This window comes from Actinoplanes missouriensis 431 (assembly GCF_000284295.1).
Classification (GTDB): Bacteria; Actinomycetota; Actinomycetes; order Mycobacteriales; family Micromonosporaceae; genus Actinoplanes; species Actinoplanes missouriensis.
Map to the genome: position 1 here is coordinate 6,207,193 of NC_017093.1, position 18,482 is coordinate 6,225,674.

Below are 18,482 nucleotides of genomic sequence, written 5' to 3' on the forward strand. Positions count from 1 at the left end.
GCCGCCCGATGACCGAGCGATTCGTGGTCGCGATCGACCAGGGCACCACCTCGACCCGCTGCATCGTCTTCGACCGGCGCGGCCAGCTGGTCTCGCTGGCCCAGCAGGAGCACAAGCAGTACTTCCCCCGGCCCGGCTGGGTGGAGCACGACGCCGCGGAGATCTGGCGCAACGTGGAACGGCTCGCCCCGCGGGCGCTGCGCCGGGCCGGGATCGGCCTCGATCAGGTGGCCGCCCTCGGCATCGCCAACCAGCGGGAGACCACCGTGCTCTGGGACGCGGTCACCGGCGTGCCGATCGGGCGGGCGATCATCTGGCAGGACACCCGCACCGACGGCCTGGTCCACGAGCTCGCCGCCCGGCCGGGGGCGAAGGAGACCGAGGAGCGGGCGGGACTGCCGCTGGCCACGTACTTCTCCGGTCCTCGTCTGAAATGGATCCTGGACCACACGCCGGGCCTGCGGGAACGCGCCGAGCGTAGCGAGGTCCTCTGCGGAACCATGGAGACCTGGCTGATCTGGAACCTCACCGGCGGCCTGCACGTCACCGACGTCACCAACGCGAGCCGGACCATGCTGCTCGACGTGCGGACGCTGGACTGGTCGCCTGAGTCGCTCGCGTTCTTCGGCATCCCGGCGGCCATGCTGCCCGAGGTGCGGCCGTCGGTCGGCGTCTTCGGCACGGCCACCGCGGCCTTCCCCGGGGTACGGATCGGAGCGGCGCTCGGCGACCAGCAGGCGGCCCTGTTCGGGCAGACCTGCTTCACCCCGGGCGAGGCCAAGTGCACGTACGGGACCGGCAGTTTCCTGCTGCTCAACACCGGCACCGAGCTGGTCCGCTCCCGGAACGGGCTGCTCACCACGGTCGCCTACCAGATCGCCGGCGAACCGGCCGCGTACGCCCTGGAGGGCTCGATAGCGATCACCGGCTCGCTGGTCCAGTGGTTCCGCGACCAGCTGGAGCTGATCTCCAGCGCGCCGGAGATCGAGACGCTGGCGCGAACCGTCGCCGACAACGGCGGCTGCTACATCGTCCCGGCGTTCTCCGGGCTCTACGCGCCGTACTGGCGCAGCGAGGCGCGCGGCGTCATCGTGGGCCTGACCTCGTACATCACCAAGGGACACCTGGCCCGCGCGGTGCTGGAGGCGACCGCCTGGCAGACCCGCGAGGTGGTCGACGCGATGAACGCGAGCTCCGGGCTGGCCCTGCGCACGCTCAAGGTGGACGGCGGGATGACCGCCGACAACCTGCTCATGCAGATGATCGCGAACGTGCTGGACGTGCCGCTGGTCCGGCCGCTGGCCGTGGAGACGGTGTCGCTGGGCGCCGCGTACGCGGCCGGGCTGGCCGTCGGTCACTGGCCGGACCTGGACGGGCTGCGCAGCAACTGGCACATCGCCGGCCAGTGGATGCCGGCCATGGATCCGGCGGTGCGCGCCACCGAGTACGCCAACTGGCGCCGCGCGGTGGAGCGCACCTTCGACTGGATCCAGCCCGCCTGAACCGGGTGGTGGCCCGTTACTTGGTGGCCCGGCCGCTCAGCTTGTCGCGCAGCCGGTCCACCAGGCCGACGCCGGGGCCGACCAGCTTGTGGAAGAGCTCGGCGTTCGGCGCGCCCGGGTGCGGCCGGGTCGGCGCCAGCTTCTTCGCGGTCTCCACCTTGCCGGCGAGCTCCACCAGCTTCTCCGCCGGCACGTGCCGGCGGAGCTCGGGGAACTGCTCGTCCTCCTCGTCGCGCACGTGGTCGGCGAGCACCTCCTCGAGCTTGGCCAGCGCCTGCTCGAACTCGGCCGACGAGACGTCGACGTCCTCCAGGCGCTTCATCGTCTCCTCGAGCTCCTTGTGCTCCTCGACGTCGTGCTCGACGGCCTTGTCGCCGTCCGGCAGGTGGTCCTTCATCGCGGGGTAGATGTACATCTCCTCGGCGACCGCGTGCCGGACCAGCTCGCTGATCGCGGTGTCGGTCAGATCGCGGCGGATCATCGGGTCCTTCACCGACTTGATGTTGCCGATCAGCGCGGTGACGTCCCGGTGGTCGGCGATCAGGACGTCGATCACGTCACCGGTGCTCGGGGCGCTCGTCATGGTTCCTCCCGGGGGACATGCCGCGCGCTCTGCGCGGACGCTCTGCCGCCTACCCGGCCGGGCGGCGAATATGCGCGTATCGAAGGAGTGAGTTCCGGGCGCGGGCGCAGCGGTGGCACGCAGAATGGCGGGGTGCCCGACCCCGTGGAGTGGCTCGCCGCCCTGGACGCCGATCCGCAGGGCTGGGCGCTGGCCACGGCCGTCCGGGCGGACGGCGGCGCCGGTGAGATCGTCGACTTCGAGCTGCGGTACGTGAACGAGGCGGGCGCCCGGCTGACCGGCCGGACCCGGGCCGAGCTGATCGGCGGCCGGTACCGGGAGCTGTGGCCGGAGACCGCTGGTCCGCCGCCGGTTCCGCGCGAGGCGCTCAGCGCGTCCACCGCCCGCCGGTTCACCAGTGACATGCTCGCCGCCTGGGACCTCACCGCGCTGCTCGAGGACGCCCTGCTGATGCTCGGCGAGCTGATCACCAACGCGATCCAGCACACCGTCGGGGACGTGGTGGTGGAGCTGCGCACGGACGGGGCGCTGCGCATCGCGGTGAGCGACCCGAGCAACCGTCTCCCGGTGCCGCGGACCCCCGGCCCGGAGAGCGAGAACGGGCGCGGCCTGCTGATCGTCGAGCGCCTGGCCGCCGGCTGGGGCACCGCGATGCTCCCGGCCGGCGGCAAACAGGTCTGGTTCGAGCTGCCCCTGCCCTGAGCGCGGCCCGGCCCGGCGGGCTCAGTGCACGGCCAGGCCCATCCGGTGCGGGTCGGTCTCGCGGAAACCCCGGCAGTGCCCGCACACCAGGAAGTACTTCGCGGCCTTGACCGGGAAGAGCGGGATGAAGAACAGGGTGAACCGGGTGGTCCGTTTCAACAGCTGCTGCGGCGCCTGCCACCCGCAGATCTCGCAGTTCATCAGGTGCGTGCCGACCATGTGGTCCTTCGAGCTGATTCCGAACAACAAGAACATGGCTTTCAGTGTTACCCACCACCGCCAGACCTCAGTCGCCGTTACCCCGGGCGAAGACTCTGCGAGGGAGGTGCGGGCGACGTGGCAGGACCGAGCCTGGTCATCCGGTTCGGTGCCGGGCGGATCACGATGGCGCTCGACGACGACACCGCGAGCGGCCTTCCGGCGCTCTCCCACCGAGACAGCGCGATCCGGCCCGGCAGCACGCCGGCCGAGTTGTCCGCGCTCCTCGCCGAGGTGCTGCGGCAGGCCGGGCCGCCGGTGCCGCGCCGGCTCACGGTGATCCACCCGGTGGGGTGGGAGGAGGCGCACCGGACCGCGATGACCCGCGCCACGGCCGCCGCCGGGGTGTCCGGTCCGTCGTTCCTGATCGGTCCGGTCGCGGTGGCCCACTCGGTCGCCACCGGCCTGCGGCGGCGGCGGGCCGCGGCGGTGGTCACCCTGGGCGGCCCGGTCGCGGAGGTCGCGGTCGTCGTGCGTACGCGGTCCGGCTTCACCGTTGTCGGCGAGCCCTCGAGCGTGCTGGTCCCGCACACCCCGGAGGGCCGTCGCCGGGTGGTCGGCGAACTGCTCACCACGGTCTCCGGGGCGGGTCTCACCTCGGAGCAGCTCGCCGGGGTCTACGTGGTGGGCGACACCGAGCCGGGCGCGCCCCTGGCGGCGGAGATCCAGAAGACGCTCGGGGTGGCGACGTCGGCGCGCCGGGAATTGGAGAACGCCGCGGTGGACGGGGCGCTCAGCGCGTACCCCCGCAATCGCCGGCGCAGCGGGTGGCGCCGCACCCTGCTGGCCGCCGCCGCGGTGATCGCGCTGCTCGGCGCCGCGGTCGCCGGTGTGCAGGCGCGCGGCGGACCGGAGGCGGCCGGGGCCCGGTTCGTGGCCGCCACCGCCGCGCCCGCGCCGCTCGTGCACCTGCTCGATCCCGACGCCGGGACGCTGATCACGCTGGACACCGCGACCGGCCGCACCACTCCGGCGTCCCCGCTGCCGGCCAGTGAGGCCGACTGGTTCCGGCTCACGCCGGACGGGCGGACCGCGGTGACCGGCAACATCGACGGCGTCACGCTGATCGACACGGCGACCCGCCGGGTACGCCACCACGTCCACCTGACCGGCGCCACCAGCACGGTGATCTCCGCCGACAGCCGGACCGTCTACGTGCTTACCTGGCCGGACCCGGCCCGCCCGGCCATGATCGTGCCGGTCGACACCGCCACCGGCACCGCGGGCACACCCATCCCGGCGGGCCGGCGGGCCGGTCAGCCGGCCGGCGGACCGGACGGCGTGATCTACCTGCTGGAGCCGGCCCGCAAGGGCGCGGACGCCCGGCTGAGCATCGTCGAGACCGCCACCGGCTCCCGCCGCCAGATCGCGCTGCACCCGAGCTCGCGGGAGATCGCGCTGACCCCGGACGGGCGGACGCTCTATGTGGCGGCGGACCGGCGGCTGAGCTCCTACGACACGGTCACCGGCACGATGCGGGCGCCGATCACGCTGCCCCGCCGGATCACCGCGATGGCCGTCACGCCGGACGGGCGGTCGCTCTACGCGCTCGGCGCCGGCGCCGCGGTCGCGGTCGACGTGGCCACCGGCCGGGTGCGCGCCGAGATCCCGCTGCCCGGCGTCGGCAACGCGTGGCGCCTCAGCGCCGCGCCGGGCGGCCGCCGGGTGTACGCCTACGGCAGCACCGACGTCCCCGCGATCGGCTGGATCGACACCGCCACCGACCGGGCCGGCCCGCCGATCACCGTCGGCGCGCAGCCGTGGGAGATCGTGCACCGCGCCGACGGGGACGCGTCCTACGTGCTGACCCGGGCGCCCGGCAACCGGTCGGCGCTGGTCACCGTCGACGCGGTGAGCGGGACGGCGGGCCGGGTGTTCGACCTGCCGGCGGGGCCTGTCGTGATCGCGACCCCCGGCTGATCTCACGTGTCGCTAGGCTCCTGTCGCATGGGGCGTGGCTTCGGATGGCTGTGGGCGGCGTACGCGGTCAGCACCCTCGGCACCTGGCTGGCGTTCGACGCGTTCTCACTGATCGCGATCCTCGCCCTGGACGCCGGCCCGGCCCAGGTCAGCCTGCTCGCGGCGGCCGGTCTCGCCGTCGGCGCGCTGACCGCGATCCCGCTCGGCCCGTGGGTGGAGTTCCGCCGCAAACGGCCGGTGATGGTCGGCGCCGACCTGGTGCGGTTCGCCGCGATGGCGAGCGTGCCCGTCGCCTACGTCCTCCACGTGCTCACTTTCGGTCAGCTGCTCGTGGTGTCGATGGTGGCGGTGACCGCCGACATCACGTTCCGGGCGGCCTCCGGGGCGTTCCTGAAGTGGCTCGTCCCCCGGGACGCCCTGCTGGAGGCGAACGCCCGGTTCGAGACCACCACGTGGACCGCCACCGTGCTCGGCCCGCCGCTCGGCGGCGCCGCGATCAAGCTCTTCGGCCCGGTGCTCACGGTCGCCGCCAACGCGGTGAGCTTCCTGGTCTCGGCGCTGTTCCTGCGCGGCGCCGGCGATCGTGAGCCGCCGCCGCCCGCGCGCCCGGCCCGGCGGATCAGCCGGGCCGACCTCGCGACCGGCTGGCGCCACCTGCTGGCCGACCCGCCGCTGCGCCGGCTCTACCTCAACACGGTGCTGGTCAACGGGCTGATCATGGCGACCGCCCCGCTGCTGGCGGTGCTGATGCTGGGCACGCTCGGCTTCCCGCCGTGGCAGTACGGGCTGGCGTTCGCCGTACCGTGCCTCGGTGGTCTTCTCGGCTCCCGCCTGGCCCGGCCGCTGGCCCTGCGGTACGGCCGCACCCGGGTCCTGCGGGTGGCCGGCGTGCTGCGGGTGTGCTGGTCGGTGCCGCTCGCGCTGATCACAACCGGACCCGCCGGGCTGGCGACCGTGATGGTCGCCGAGTTCCTGCTGATCCTCAGCGCCTCGGTGTTCAGCCCGCTGATGTCGACCGAGCGCCTCGACCGGACCCCGCAGGACCGGGTTGCCCGGGTCCTCGCCGCCTGGACCGTCACCGACAAGACGACGGTCGCGGCGCTGACCGCGCTCTGGGGCCTGCTCGCCGCCGCGGCCGGCACCCGGGTCGCGATCGGGGCGGCCGGGCTGCTGCTCCTGGCGACCCCGATATTTCTGATCGGTCCGAACACTTCAGTCCCGCGCCCGGCAGCCGACAAGAACTCGCGAGACAGTCAGTTCGACTCGAGAGGCCGGTAGCACAACGTGCGCAGCTCCGCGGTTTACGACCAGATCCCCGTCGTCAAGGTGACCGGTCAGGGCACCACCACCCTCTCCGCCTTCCACGACGCGCTGGTCCAGGCCGACCTCGCCGTCTACAACCTGGTGCGGCTCTCCAGCGTCATCCCGCCCGGCACGTCGGTCGACGCGACCGGTAAGGCCCCGGTCCCGGTCGGCGCGTGGGGCGACAAGCTGTACTGCGTCTACGCCGACCAGTACGCGACCCTCCCCGGCGAGCAGGCGTGGGCCGGCATCGGCTGGGTGCAGCGCCTCGACGGCAAGGGCGGGCTCTTCGTCGAGCACGAGGGCACCAGCGAGGGATACGTCACCCAGGCGATCAAGAACAGCCTCCGCGACCTGATCCGCGGGCACGAGGAGGGCTTCACCGACCCCGACTTCGTGGTGCACGGCGTGGTCTGCGAGAGCGACCCGGTCTGCGCCATGGTGATCGCCCCCTACGAGACCGCGACCTGGGTCGGCGCCGCTTCCTGAGGGTGCTTCCGATCACGGCTTTTCCACTTCCCGGAATCGCCCGGGACCGCGGGAGGTTCGCGCTGACATGACGACGATCGGACTCATCGGCAGCGGGAACATCGGCAGCACCGTGGCACGTCTCGCGGTCGCGGCCGGCCACGACGTGGTGCTCAGCAACTCCCGCGGTCCCTCCACCCTCGCCTCCCTGGTCGCCGAGCTCGGCCCGCGTGCCCGCGCGGCAACCGTCGCCGAGGCGGCCGCGGCAGCCGACATCGTGGTCGTCACGGTGCCGCTGAAGGCGTACCGCGACATCCCGGCGGCCCCGCTGGCCGGCAAGATCCTGATCGACACGAACAACTACTACCCCGAGCGCGACGGCGAGTTCCCCGACCTGGAGAACGGGTCGACGACCACCGGTGAGCTGCTCCAGAAGCACTTCGCCGACGCCTTCGTGGTCAAGGGCTTCAACACCATCTGGTACGAGCACCTGCGCTCCCTGGCCCGCCCGGCCGGCTCGCCGGAACGGTCCGCGCTGCCGATCGCCGGCGACGACGAGACCGCGAAGAAGACGGTGACCGGCTTCTTCGACAGCATCGGCTACGACACGGTCGACGTCGGGCCGCTCGCCGAGAACTGGCGCATCCAGCGGGACGAGCCCGCCTACGTGACGCCGTACGGTCCCTACGGCGACCCGGCCGGCGCGACCGCGAGCGCCGACTACATCCGCGAGCGCGTGGCGGCGGCGAAGCGCTCCCGATAGACGTGATGACAGGCTTGCGCACACCCTTGCGGCGGCTCGGGTAGCAGGCCGAGGGCCGCGCGCCCGGTCGGCGGACCGGGCGCGCGGCCGCTTTCCCCTATGCGGGTGGTGCCGCCGCCCGGCGGTCGCTTTCCCACGCGCGACCACCGCCCCTGGCACGGCGCGGTTCCGCAGGACGCGGTCCGGGTGGTTACTGGTCGGCTCGGGCTCCGGTCAGGCGGGCTGCTGTTCGCTGCTTGAAGGCGAACCCCTGCTTCGCCGCGTCGCGCAGGCGGGCGACCAGCGGTGACCGGGAGCGCCGCGCCCACGGGACCGGGACCTCCGTGGTGCCGTACTTCGCCTTGTACGCGTTCCCGCCCACGAAGTCGAACTCGGTCACACCCTGCTGCTTCGCCCAGCGCAGCGCATGCCAGATCAGCGTCTCGTTGGGCCGCAGGTGCTGGTGCTCCCGGTAGCTGGCGCCACCCCAGAAGTACATCGCCCGGTGGTACCACGGCAGGACCGCGGTGGCGATGCTGCGCCCTTCGGGATCACGGGCTCGGAGCAGCAGGATGCGGCCCGCCGGTTCCAGGTGACGGATCAACGACTTAACTCTTTCCACCGAATAGGTGGGCACCAGATTCTGCTTCGCGAAAACGTCCCGCAATTGATCGTAGAATTCGTCGGCGAATGCGGGATCGCCGTGCACCTCCTCGACGGTGACGCCGGACTTCGCGGCCTTGCGGATGTTGCGCCGGCACGCGCTGGCCATCGCGCCGAAGAGCGCGTCCTCGTCCGGATTCACGTCGATCACCGCGGTCGGCGCGGCGTCCCAGCGCAGCCCGAGGCCGCCGAGATCCGCCTCGGTGAGGCCGCGGTCGCGGATCTCCAGATGCGCGCAGCCGAGCTCGCCGAAGGCGAACGGCATCAGCGCTTCCAGGGCGGCCCGGCGGGACACCTCCGGGAGCAGGTTGAACCCGACGTACGACGTGGTCCAGCCGGCCATCGGGCTGCCCAGGATCCGCAGGCCGTACTTCCTGGTGATCAGCCCGGTGAAGTGACCGACCGGGGTGTCGCCGTCGTGCAGGGTGGCCAGCACCGGCTCGGCGCCCTGGCACTCGGCGACGAACGCCAGCCACTCGGGAGTGTGGAAGATCAGTCGATCGTGGTAGCCCGCCCGGTCGCGCCAGAGCGCCGCATCCGGGTCCATCCGTCGCAGTCGAAGCATGTGTTCGGTATCCCCGATCGAAATAGACGCCGCGGTGGGATGGTGCCCACCGCCGGCGTCATTCCACAATGACCCGTTCGGACCATTTATCAATCGACGTGAGTAATACTCACGTTCCTTATGACAATTGCTACTGCCGTGGATCGTACGCATTTGCCATCGTGGGTGAGAGCCGCGGGGCGCAAGGCGCGCCGTGGCCCTTCGTGGTCGAGATCAAAGGGGGACCATGCATCCGCCCACCGCGCTGAAGAAACGCCTGAACGAGCTCGGGCTGCGCAGCCGGCTGCGGGCACGGCCTCGCACGCAGGGCCGGATCCTCGCCCCCGCCGGCCTGCTGCGCCGCCTGCCCAGCACCCCCGGTCTCTACTTCCCCTTCTACCACGACGTGCTCCCGGAGTACGGCGCCGACCTGCGCCGCCACCTGCGCACCCTGCAGCGGATCGGCCCGATGCTCTCCTGGGACGAGGCGCTGCGCGTGCTGGCCGGGGACAAGCCACTGACCGGCCCGATGTTCTGCCTCTCCTTCGACGACGCGCACCGCAGCTGGCGCGACGTGGCAGCGCCGATCCTGCTGGAGATGAAGGTGCCGGCGATGTTCTTCCTGACCTCCGGGCTGGTCGGGCAGCCCGGCAACCTCACCTGGGACGACTGCCGGCAGCTGGTGGCGGCCGGCTTCCGGTTCGGCTCGCACACGGTGACCCACCACCGGCTCGCCGACCAGGACGACGAGGAGGCCGCCCGGGAGATCGTCGAGTCGAAACGGGAGATCGAGGACGAGCTCGGCGTCGAGGTACGGGACTTCGCCGCGCCGTACGGTCATCCCGCCGTGGATTTCCGTGAGCGGGACGTGCGGGTCGCCCGGGAGGCGGGCTACCGCAGCTTCGCCACCACGCTGCGCCCGGCGATGCATCGCGGCGACTCACCGATGTGGATCCGGCGTCAGGGCCTGCACCCGGCCTGGCCGATCATGGCGGTGAGGACCCGGGTCCATGACTGACGCGCGCATCTACCTCTCCCCGCCGGACGTCAGCGACCTGGAACGCAAGCTGCTGCTCAACGCGTTCGACTCGAACTGGGTGGCGCCGGTCGGCCCCGACCTGGACGCCTTCGAGGAGCAGGCCGCGGCGCTGGTCGGCGTGCGGCACGCGGTCGCGCTCAGCAGCGGCACGGCGGCGCTGCACCTGGCCCTGATCGCCGCCGGGGTGCGCCGGGGCGACACCGTGCTGGTCCCGTCGTTCACGTTCGCCGCCACCGCGAACGCGGTGCTCTACCTGGGCGCCCGCCCGGTCTTCGTGGACTCGACGCCGGACAGCTGGAACGTGGATCCCGAGCTGATCGCCGAGGAGCTGCGCGCCCGGGCCGAGCGGGGCCAGCTCCCCCGGGCCGTGATCGCCGTCGACATGTACGGGCAGTGCGCCGACTACGAGCCGCTGCTGACCGCCTGCGACAGGTACGGCGTACCCCTGATCGAAGACGCCGCGGAGGCACTGGGCGCCACCTACCGGGGCCGTCCCGCCGGCGCGTTCGGGCTGGCCGGGGTGCTGTCGTTCAACGGCAACAAGATCATCACCACCGGCGGCGGCGGGATGCTGGTGACCGACGACGGCCGCGTCGCCACGCAGGCCCGGCACCTGTCCACCCAGGCCCGCGAGCCGGTGCCGCACTACGAGCACCGCACGGTCGGCTACAACTACCGGCTCAGCAACCTGCTCGCCGCGGTCGGCCGGGGCCAGCTCCAGCGGCTCCCGCAGATGATCGCCGCTCGCCGGGAGACGTTCCGCTTCTACCAGCGCGAGCTGCCGGACCTGGAGTTCATGCCGATCGCGGCGTACGGCGAACCGAACTACTGGCTCACCTGCGTGCTCACGGACCAGCGCGACGAGATCATCGCCGAGCTGGCCCGGCACGACATCGAGGCCCGCCCGGCGTGGAAGCCGATGCACCTGCAACCGGTCTTCCGGGACTGCGTGATGCGCGGCGGGCACGTCAGCGCCGACCTGTTCCGCCGCGGGCTCTGCCTGCCCAGCGGCTCCGCCCTGACCGGCCGCGACCGGGAGCGCGTGGTCACCGCCGTCCGAACCGCGCAGCAGAGGGGCTGACCCGCGATGCACATCGTCTACATCCACCAGTACTACTGCAATCCCGGGATGGCCGGGGGCATCCGCTCCTACGAGCAGGCCCGCCGTCTCGTCGCCCGGGGGCACACGGTCGACGTGATCACCACCGACATCACCCCGGGCGAGCGGGAGCTGGGCTGGCGGGTCACCGACGACGACGGGATCCGCGTGCACTGGTTCCGCGTCCCGTACTCGAACAACATGTCCTATGCCCGGCGGCTGCGCGCCTTCGCCGAGTTCATGGTGCTCGCGGCGGCGAAAGCCGCCCGACTGAAAGCCGATCTGGTCTTCGCGACGAGCACCCCGCTGACCGTCGCCGTGCCCGGGGTGATCGCCGCGAAGCTGCGCCGGGCGCCGTTCGTCTTCGAGGTCCGCGACCTGTGGCCCGAGGTGCCGATCGAGATGGGCGCGCTGCGCAACCCGGTGGCCCGCGGCCTGGCCGGCGCCCTGGCGAACTTCGCCTACCGCAACGCCGCCGAGGTCATCGCCCTCTCCCCCGGCATGGCCGCCGGGGTGACGGCCCGGCGGCCCCGGACCCGCACCACGGTGATCCCGAACGCCGCCGACATCGACCTCTTCGCCGTGGACGCCGACGAGGTCGCGCGGTTCCGGGCGCGCCACGACTGGCTCGGCGACCGGCCCCTGATCGTCTACACCGGCGCGCTGGGCGCGGTGAACGGCGTGGAGTACCTGGTCAAGGCCGCCGCCCGGATGCGCGAGCTGGACCCGGAAATCCGGGTGCTGATCGTCGGGCACGGTAAGGAGTGGGAGCCGACGAAAGATCTCGCGGCGCGCAGCGGTCTCCTGCAGGAGACCGTCTTCATGTGGGAGAAGGTGCCGAAGTCCGAGCTCCCGGTGATCCTCGGGGCGGCGACCATGTCGTCCAGCTTCGTCCGGCCGATCCGGGGACTCTGGGACAACTCGGCCAACAAGTTCTTCGACGCGCTCGCGGCGTCCCGGCCGATCGCCGTCAACTACGGCGGCTGGCAGGCCGACCTGATCCGGGAGACCGGCGCCGGCCTGGTGCTCGACCCGGAGGACACCGACGCGGCGGCATCCCTGCTGGTCCAGCACCTGCGCGACGAGCTGTGGCTGAAACAGGCACGGGAGGCCGCGCACCGGCTCGCGGTCGAGCGCTTCTCCCGGGACCTGCTCTTCGCCGACTTCGCAGCGGTCCTCGAGCGATCCGCCCGGCCGCAGGCAGAGCGACCCGCCCGGCCGCAGGCACAGCGACCCGCCCGGCCGCAGGCAGACCGACCCGCCCGGCCGCAGGCAGACCGACCCGCCCGGCCGCAGGCAGACCGACCCGCCGGACCGGCCACCGGGCGGCCCCCGCGACAAGCCGGCGAGCGGCCCGCGCAGACGGCCACCGAGCGATCCGCACCAGCGAACTGACGAGCGGGGGAAACGTGGAACTGCGTGCGTACGTCCGGGCCTGCCGGCGCCGATGGCTGTGGCTGCTGGTGCCGGTGCTGGTCGCCGTCACCGTGGCGACCGGCCTCTCGCTGGCCGGCCCGCCCGCCTACACCTCCTCGATGGTCGTCTTCGTGACCGGCGGGAACGGTGATCCGGACGCGGACGCACGGCGGCTCAACTCGTACATCGCCCTGCTCACCGGCCCGCGCGTGGCGCAGGGCGTGGTCGACCGGCTCGGCCCGGACGTGACCGCCGACCAGGTGCAGCGCAGCCTCGCCGCCCAGGTCCGCGAGGGCACCGACCTGCTGGTCATCTCGGCGACCGCGCCGGACCCGGAACAGAGCCGGGAGATCGTCACGACGGCCGCGTCGGTGCTGGTCAGCGTCACCCGGCAGATCGGCACGCCGAGTGACGACGGGCCGGCCCCGGCCATCTCGATCGTGCAGGACGCGGTGACCGCCGAGCAGCCGGGCAGCCTGGGCCGCAACGCCGGTTTCGCGGCGGTGCTGGGCCTGCTGATCGGCGCGGCCGCGGTGGCGATCCGGGAGGCCACCGCACGGACGGTCGCCGAGGAGGACGACCTGCGCCGGCTCGGCCTGGGCACGGTCGGGACGATCGCGATCGGGAACCGCCGGTCCGGCGACCCGGACCAGGACCTCGCCGAGGCGTTCCGGCGGCTGCGCAGCCTGCTGCCGGAACTGTCGGAGCCGCCGGACGTGCGCGGGCCGGACCGGGGACGGTCGGTGCTGCTCACCGGCACCAGCCGCCGGGAGGGCACCACCGCCGTCACCTGCGGGCTGGCGATAGCGATGGCCGAGACCGGCGCCCGGGTCGCGGTGGTCGACGCCAACCTGCGGACTCCCGGGCTGGGCCGCTACCTCGATCTGGAGAGCTCCCGCGGGCTGGCCGAGGTGCTGACCGGCGACGCCCGGGTGCCGGACGTGCTGCAGAGCTCGCTCGGCGGCCGGGTGACCGTGCTGCCGTCCGGTGAGAACGCGCCGGATCCGGGCGAGATCCTCGCGTCGCCGCGGCTCGGCGCCACGGTCCGTACCCTCACCGAGCGGTTCGACGTGGTGCTCGTCGACTCACCCGCCCTGCACGGGGTGGCCGACGCCGTGGTGCTGAGCCGGGTCACCGACAGCGCCCTGCTGGTGGTCCGGGCCGGCCGGACCCGGACGGCCGACGTGGAGAAGTCACTGGACCTGCTGCGCCGGGTCGGCGCCCGGATGGCCGGCGCGGTGCTCAACGCGCTGCCCCGCAAGCTGCCGACCGGCAAGGACTGGCACGAGGTGGTGGCCGAGGTGCAGCCCGGCCTGGACAGCATCGGGCTGATCCCGGACGGGCACCGGATGGAGGACACGTTCGTCTCGCTGCCGCCGGTCGGCACCGCCCGCGGCCGGGCCCGGGTGGAGACGGCCGCGATCTCGGACGCCCCGGAGACGGGTGCCCCGGAAAGAGACGCCCCGGACGCGGAGGGCCAGGACGTGGTGCGCGGCTCGGCGAGGGTCGTCACGCCGGCCGAGGTCGAGGTGCCCGCCCAGCGCGAGCCGGAGCTGGACACCCCGGAGAGCGACCGCCCGGATGAGTGAGGTCCGGGTACGCCAGCGGGAGAGCACCTGGCTCCTCGGGATGCTGCGGGAGCCGTACGTCCAGCTCCTCGCGTCCCAGGTGCTCACCGGCGTGGTCGCGCTCGCCGCGAACGTCCTGATGGTCCGCTCGCTCACCCCCACCCACCGCGGCGAGGTGGCGCTGATGCTGCAGGTGGTGTACCTCGCCACCCAGGTGCTGCTGCTCGGAACCGAGCGCAGCTTCGTGGCCGCGTACCACAACGTCGCCGCGGGCCCGGCGGTCCGCGCGTACGCCCGGTTGTTCGCCGTGCCGGCCGCGCTCTTCCTCGGTGCCGCGGTGATCTACGCGCTGGTCGCACCGCACCGGCTCAGCCCCGGCCCGCTGATCATCGGGATGCTCGCCTGGTACGCGCTGATCGAGGCGGCCGGGCTGGCCACCCGGTCGATCGCGATCGCGGCCGGCCGGGTCCGCGACTTCCTGCTGTGCCGGGTCATCGAGGCGTTGCTGCTGCTCACCGGCCTGATAGGCCTCTACACGGCGGGCGCGGGCCACCCGGAGACCTGGTTCATCGCGTATCTGGTGGCGGGTGCCGCGCCGACCCTCGTCTACGTGGTGATCTGGCTGCGGCTGCCGGTCGACGAGACCGCCGCCCCGATCTCGCCGGAGCAGAACCGGCTGGTCCGGCGGGAGGGTCTGGCGCTCTTCCCGGCAGCCCTGTCGAACATGGCGATGCTGCGGGTGGACCGGCTGGTCATCCCGGCGCTCGCGTCGACGGCGGCACTGGGTCTGTACGCCTCGGTCGCCACGATGACCGAGCTGCTGGCGTGGCCGTTGCGCGCGTACGCGGACTCGCGTCTCGGGCGCTGGCGTGCCGCGTACCGGGAAGGGACCTTGCGGGCCAAACCGATAGTCCTGGCCGCCGCCGCGTACGTGCTGGTGGTGGTGCCGCTGGTGGCCGGCGGGCTCTACCTGCTGATCGAGCCGGTCTTCGGCCACCACTACGCGCCGGCCAAGCAGATCGTGCTGCCGCTGGTGGTGGCGGCCGGCCTCTACGGCGTCTCCCGGGTGAGCCTCGGCCTGCTGATCTCGAAGGGGTACGGCGGCCTGGTCTCGACCGCGGAGATCGCCGGTTTCGCGGTCAGTTTCGCGGCCTACGTGCTGCTCATCCCCAAGATCGGCATCCTGGGCGCGGCCTACGGCTCGCTGCTCGGCTACGGCGCCTGCCTGATCTTCTCGCTGGCGGCCACGGTGGTCGTCAAGAGATGACCGAGCGCGCCTTCGGAGCACCGGGACTCGTGCTGGTCCTGGTGACGATCGGTGGCCGGTACACCCTGGACCGGGCCGGTTTCCTGGAGCTGGCCTGGGTGGATCTGCGGGTGATCGGGCTGATCATCGCGCTGGTCCTGCTCGCCGTCGACCTCTCCCGCCGGCCGGCCCTCGGGGTGGGGCCGGACAAGCGCGAGGGCTGGCTGCTCGCGGCGATCCTCTTCTTCCTCTTCCAGATCGGCTCGGCGCTCTGGGCGCCGGCCGCTTCGCGGATCGGCCCGCAAACCCTCGACCTGGTCCTTCTCGGCGTGCTGGTCCTTGCCTTCTACGGGTACGCCGTGAGCGATCCGGAACCTGTCATCCGCACGACGTTCCGGCTGATGTTCGCCGCCGCGATCATCTTCGCTCTGCAGGCGCTGCTGATCAGCGGGCCGGGCGAGCAGGGCCGGTACTCCGCGTTCGGCGGCGGCCCGAACGTCTTCGTCCGGATCCAGATCCTCGGCGTGATCAGCGCGGTGGCGCTGCACATGTTCACCGGCCGGATCCTGCCACTGCTGGTGACGCCGCTGTTCCTGCTCGCCGCGGTGCTCTCCGGTTCCCGGGCCGGCCTGCTGGCCGGCCTGGCGGTCGGCGCCTACGCGCTGCTCAAGCTGCGCCGCCGGCTGCGGCCGGGCGTGGTGGCCGCGGCCGGCGTGCTGCTCACCGCGGTGGTCGCCGGGCTGTGGGCGTTCGCCCCGCCCGAGTTCACCAGTCTGTTCCAGGAGCGCTTCGTCGAGCAGACCGTCCAGGAGCAGTACCTGTCGGACCGGACGTCGATCTGGGCCGCCGCCTGGAACCTCTTCCTGGACCACCCGGTCGCCGGGGCCGGCCTGGACGGCTTCTACGGCGCGATCGGGGTGAACCAGATGGTCGAGTACCCGCACAACTACGTGCTCGGGGTCGCGGCCGAGGGAGGCCTGCTCGGCCTGGGCCTGATGACCACCTCGATCGTGCTCTGGACCCGGCTGGTCCACGGCGGCGGCGCCCGCCCGCAGATGACCGGCCTCTGCGTGGCGGCGGCCGTCTTCGTGGCGCTCAGCAGCCTCTTCTCCGGCGATTACTACGACTCCCGGCTCGCCTGGATCTTCGCGGCGCTGGCCGCGGCGGCCGCCCTGCCCCGCGCCGGGATCACGCCCGGCGCCGTTGTACCGGCCATGACAGAACGAGAGCCGGTGTCCCGATGAAACCGTTGAGCAGGCGCAACCTGCTGCTGCTGAGCGCCGGCGCCCTCGCGGTGGCGGGCACCGCGGCGGCGCACACCGCGGTGCGCGACCCCGACGTGCCGGAGATCCGCGATCCGATGCCCGGCGCCGCGCCGTCCCCGCAGGACCGGCTGAAGGTGAAGCCGGTGTCGCACTGGGCGGCCGTCTTCGGCAAGAGCTGGGACTTCCAGTACCGGCACGGCCTGCCGCTGAGCCGCTCCGCCGACAGCCGCGACCACTACGACCTGTCGTACGACGTGGACTCCTGCGTGGCGATGTTCCGGGCCACCGACCAGCGCCGTTACCTGGACCGGGCGCTGACCTTCACGGAGAACGTGGTGGCGTCGGCGAAACCGTCCTCGTCGCTGCCGAAGAGCGGGTTCAAGGACCGCTACCGGGGCTGGAAGGCGGCCGAGGAGGGCGACGACGAGGTCCCGCTCTACGAGAGCTACTTCTGGCGGTACGCGACGTCGCTGCTCGTGGCGATGCGCGACAACCCGGGCGTGCACGGCGACGCCGGGTACCGCGCGCGGTACGACCGTCTGCTCGCCTTCGCCGAGGTGGACGTCTTCGAGAAGTGGGACAGCCGGGGCGCCGAGGACACCATCTACCGGGAGCGCACGCACATGGCCGCGCACTGGGCCCTGATCGCGCTCAACCTGTCCCGGCTGACCGCCGACGCCGGGCGCAAGGACCGCTACACCACCGTGACGAACACGATCGCGACCCGGCTGCGCGGGCAGCTGCGCCGCAACCCGGCCGAGCCGACGGCGTACTTCTGGAGCGACGTCTGGGAGTCGGCGAAACGGCCCGGTCAGGACGTGGGGCACGGCAACGGCGTCATCGCGTACGTGGTGGAGGCTCGTGATCGCGGCGCCTCCTGGACCGACGCGGACATGGCGGCGTTCGGCGCCCTGCTCACCAAGGTCGTCTGGCCGCTCGGCCGGACCACCTACGCCGCCTACGTGGACGGCACCGGATCCGACAACGGCTGGTTCGCCGACGGCTTCGTGAAACTCGGCCGCTACGACCCGGCCGTGCAGCTGCGGCTGGAGAAACACCAGGTGGTGAACGACCAGTTCGCCGCGAACATGGCGCTCAACGCCCGCTTGCTGCGGGGCTGAGGCGCGGAAGGAGACACCCATGACGGCATGCCTGCTGGAGCCATCGGCCCGGGAGTGGAAGGAGACCCTCCAGCACGTCGGGCACGACATGTACCACGTGCCGGAGTACGTCGTCCTCGACGCCCGGCTCTACGGCGGCGCGCCGGCCGCGTTCTGGTTCGAGCGGGACGGCCGGCGGCTGCTGATCCCGCTGATCGTGCGGTCGATACCGGGCTCGGAGCTGCGGGACGCGATCTCGCCGTACGGCTATCCGGGGCCGGTCAGCGACGCGGACCCCGCCGACGCCGCGTTCTGGGAGCACGCCTGCGCGGCGTTCGTGGCGACGATGCGCGCCGGCGGTATCGTCTCCGCGTTCGTCCGGATGCACCCGCTGCTCGGCCGCCCGGTGCCGGCGATGCGGCAGGCCGGGGCGATGGTGCACCACGGCGAGACGGTGTCGATGGACCTCACCGTGAGCCTGGAGGAGATGTGGTCGCAGACCCGCAGCGACCACCGCAACCACATCAACCGGGCGAAACGGGCCGGCACCCGGGTGGTCTTCGACGACTGGGACCGGCTCGGCGAGTGGGTCGAGGTCTACCACGACAACATGCGCCGGGTCGGCGCGACCGACTACTACTTCTTCACCCGGGAGCACCTGGCGGCGCTGCACGACGCGGTCGGCGACCGGATGCACCTGGCGGTCGCCCTGGAGGACGACGAGGTGGTCGGGGGGAACACCTTCTTCGAGTACGACGGGATCGCCACCGGTTACGTCTCGTCGACCCGGCGGGCCCCGAAACGGTACGCCGACGAGATGCTCTACGACGAGGTGCGGCGCTGGTGCAAGAGCCGTGGTGACGAGGTGTTCCACCTCGGCGGCGGCAAGGGCGGGGCGAACGACTCGCTCTTCTCCTACAAGGCCGGGTTCTCGCCCCGCCGGCACCCGTTCCACACCTGGCGGGTGGTCGCCGACCCGGCCGCGTATCGCGCGCTGGTCCGCGAGCACCGGCCGGACGCCGACCCGGACGACCTGACCGCCATGTTCCCCGCCTACCGTTAGGA

At 72.5% G+C, this 18,482-nt stretch carries 16 protein-coding genes and 1 pseudogene; 14 read left to right on the top strand and 3 right to left on the bottom strand.

Features of this window, described 5'->3' with window-relative positions:
* The first annotated feature begins 8 nt into the window (after positions 1 to 8).
* Positions 9 to 1,502: a glycerol kinase GlpK gene (glpK, locus tag AMIS_RS28540; protein ID WP_014445907.1), complete on the top strand. Its 1,494-nt coding sequence runs from the start codon at positions 9 to 11 to the stop codon at positions 1,500 to 1,502.
* Positions 1,503 to 1,518: 16 nt separating this feature from the next.
* Here glpK and AMIS_RS28545 read toward each other — a convergent pair whose 3' ends face one another.
* On the bottom strand, positions 1,519 to 2,085 hold the full coding sequence (locus AMIS_RS28545) for a hemerythrin domain-containing protein (protein ID WP_014445908.1): 567 nt from the start codon (positions 2,083 to 2,085) through the stop codon (positions 1,519 to 1,521).
* Positions 2,086 to 2,217: 132 nt separating this feature from the next.
* On the opposite strand from AMIS_RS28545, the gene AMIS_RS43760 reads away from it, so the two are divergent.
* Positions 2,218 to 2,787: an ATP-binding protein gene (locus AMIS_RS43760; RefSeq protein ID WP_014445909.1), complete on the top strand. Its 570-nt coding sequence runs from the start codon at positions 2,218 to 2,220 to the stop codon at positions 2,785 to 2,787.
* 21 nt (positions 2,788 to 2,808) lie between these two features.
* Here AMIS_RS43760 and AMIS_RS28555 read toward each other — a convergent pair whose 3' ends face one another.
* On the bottom strand, positions 2,809 to 3,042 hold the full coding sequence (locus tag AMIS_RS28555; protein WP_014445910.1) for a zinc ribbon domain-containing protein: 234 nt from the start codon (positions 3,040 to 3,042) through the stop codon (positions 2,809 to 2,811).
* An 81-nt stretch (positions 3,043 to 3,123) separates the two neighbouring features.
* Between AMIS_RS28555 and AMIS_RS28560 the strand changes: the two genes are divergently transcribed.
* From AMIS_RS28560 to AMIS_RS28575, 4 genes and pseudogenes are all read left to right on the top strand, one after another.
* Positions 3,124 to 4,965: a YncE family protein gene (locus AMIS_RS28560; RefSeq protein ID WP_041830122.1), complete on the top strand. Its 1,842-nt coding sequence runs from the start codon at positions 3,124 to 3,126 to the stop codon at positions 4,963 to 4,965.
* 27 nt (positions 4,966 to 4,992) lie between these two features.
* On the top strand, positions 4,993 to 6,243 hold the full coding sequence (locus AMIS_RS28565; RefSeq protein ID WP_014445912.1) for an MFS transporter: 1,251 nt from the start codon (positions 4,993 to 4,995) through the stop codon (positions 6,241 to 6,243).
* 6 nt (positions 6,244 to 6,249) lie between these two features.
* Positions 6,250 to 6,756 (top strand): pyruvoyl-dependent arginine decarboxylase, encoded by a 507-nt coding sequence (locus AMIS_RS28570; protein ID WP_014445913.1) that lies wholly within the window; start codon positions 6,250 to 6,252, stop codon positions 6,754 to 6,756.
* A 64-nt stretch (positions 6,757 to 6,820) separates the two neighbouring features.
* A pseudogene (locus AMIS_RS28575) lies at positions 6,821 to 7,498 on the top strand (NADPH-dependent F420 reductase); the annotation flags it as partial.
* A 190-nt stretch (positions 7,499 to 7,688) separates the two neighbouring features.
* Here the strand turns inward: AMIS_RS28575 and AMIS_RS28580 are convergent.
* The gene (locus AMIS_RS28580) at positions 7,689 to 8,705 is read right to left on the bottom strand and encodes a lipid II:glycine glycyltransferase FemX (RefSeq protein ID WP_014445915.1); all 1,017 of its coding nucleotides are present in this window, start codon (positions 8,703 to 8,705) and stop codon (positions 7,689 to 7,691) included.
* 226 nt (positions 8,706 to 8,931) lie between these two features.
* On the opposite strand from AMIS_RS28580, the gene AMIS_RS28585 reads away from it, so the two are divergent.
* The 8 genes from AMIS_RS28585 to AMIS_RS28620 are packed head-to-tail and all read left to right on the top strand — an operon-like array spanning position 8,932 to position 18,480.
* Positions 8,932 to 9,702 (top strand): polysaccharide deacetylase family protein, encoded by a 771-nt coding sequence (locus AMIS_RS28585; RefSeq protein WP_014445916.1) that lies wholly within the window; start codon positions 8,932 to 8,934, stop codon positions 9,700 to 9,702.
* The gene (locus tag AMIS_RS28590) at positions 9,695 to 10,804 is read left to right on the top strand and encodes an aminotransferase class I/II-fold pyridoxal phosphate-dependent enzyme (protein WP_014445917.1); all 1,110 of its coding nucleotides are present in this window, start codon (positions 9,695 to 9,697) and stop codon (positions 10,802 to 10,804) included. The genes AMIS_RS28585 and AMIS_RS28590 overlap by 8 nt, the downstream gene beginning before the upstream one ends.
* A 6-nt stretch (positions 10,805 to 10,810) precedes the next feature.
* Positions 10,811 to 12,217, top strand: coding sequence for a glycosyltransferase family 4 protein (locus AMIS_RS28595; RefSeq protein WP_014445918.1), 1,407 nt, complete (start codon positions 10,811 to 10,813; stop codon positions 12,215 to 12,217).
* 14 nt (positions 12,218 to 12,231) lie between these two features.
* The gene (locus tag AMIS_RS28600) at positions 12,232 to 13,827 is read left to right on the top strand and encodes a polysaccharide biosynthesis tyrosine autokinase (protein WP_014445919.1); all 1,596 of its coding nucleotides are present in this window, start codon (positions 12,232 to 12,234) and stop codon (positions 13,825 to 13,827) included.
* Positions 13,820 to 15,073: a lipopolysaccharide biosynthesis protein gene (locus tag AMIS_RS28605; protein WP_014445920.1), complete on the top strand. Its 1,254-nt coding sequence runs from the start codon at positions 13,820 to 13,822 to the stop codon at positions 15,071 to 15,073. The genes AMIS_RS28600 and AMIS_RS28605 overlap by 8 nt, the downstream gene beginning before the upstream one ends.
* On the top strand, positions 15,070 to 16,296 hold the full coding sequence (locus AMIS_RS28610) for an O-antigen ligase family protein (protein ID WP_014445921.1): 1,227 nt from the start codon (positions 15,070 to 15,072) through the stop codon (positions 16,294 to 16,296). The genes AMIS_RS28605 and AMIS_RS28610 overlap by 4 nt, the downstream gene beginning before the upstream one ends.
* Entirely contained in the window at positions 16,293 to 17,438 is a 1,146-nt protein-coding gene (locus tag AMIS_RS28615; RefSeq protein WP_014445922.1) for a hypothetical protein, read from the top strand. Before AMIS_RS28610 ends, AMIS_RS28615 begins: the two co-directional genes overlap by 4 nt.
* A 19-nt stretch (positions 17,439 to 17,457) precedes the next feature.
* Positions 17,458 to 18,480 (top strand): GNAT family N-acetyltransferase, encoded by a 1,023-nt coding sequence (locus AMIS_RS28620; protein WP_014445923.1) that lies wholly within the window; start codon positions 17,458 to 17,460, stop codon positions 18,478 to 18,480.
* Positions 18,481 to 18,482 lie beyond the last annotated feature (2 nt).

Bases quoted from the DNA above. Each gene is read 5' to 3' on its own strand.
- AMIS_RS28585 (WP_014445916.1), top strand. From the start codon at position 8,932: ATGCATCCGCCCACCGCGCTGAAGAAACGCCTGAACGAGCTCGGGCTG.
- AMIS_RS28620 (WP_014445923.1), top strand. From the start codon at position 17,458: ATGACGGCATGCCTGCTGGAGCCATCGGCCCGGGAGTGGAAGGAGACC.
- glpK (WP_014445907.1), top strand. From the start codon at position 9: ATGACCGAGCGATTCGTGGTCGCGATCGACCAGGGCACCACCTCGACC.
- AMIS_RS28615 (WP_014445922.1), top strand. From the start codon at position 16,293: ATGAAACCGTTGAGCAGGCGCAACCTGCTGCTGCTGAGCGCCGGCGCC.
- AMIS_RS28595 (WP_014445918.1), top strand. From the start codon at position 10,811: ATGCACATCGTCTACATCCACCAGTACTACTGCAATCCCGGGATGGCC.
- AMIS_RS28605 (WP_014445920.1), top strand. From the start codon at position 13,820: ATGAGTGAGGTCCGGGTACGCCAGCGGGAGAGCACCTGGCTCCTCGGG.
- AMIS_RS28565 (WP_014445912.1), top strand. From the start codon at position 4,993: ATGGGGCGTGGCTTCGGATGGCTGTGGGCGGCGTACGCGGTCAGCACC.
- AMIS_RS28610 (WP_014445921.1), top strand. From the start codon at position 15,070: ATGACCGAGCGCGCCTTCGGAGCACCGGGACTCGTGCTGGTCCTGGTG.
- AMIS_RS28545 (WP_014445908.1), bottom strand. From the start codon at position 2,085: ATGACGAGCGCCCCGAGCACCGGTGACGTGATCGACGTCCTGATCGCC.
- AMIS_RS28580 (WP_014445915.1), bottom strand. From the start codon at position 8,705: ATGCTTCGACTGCGACGGATGGACCCGGATGCGGCGCTCTGGCGCGAC.
- AMIS_RS28590 (WP_014445917.1), top strand. From the start codon at position 9,695: ATGACTGACGCGCGCATCTACCTCTCCCCGCCGGACGTCAGCGACCTG.
- AMIS_RS28555 (WP_014445910.1), bottom strand. From the start codon at position 3,042: ATGTTCTTGTTGTTCGGAATCAGCTCGAAGGACCACATGGTCGGCACG.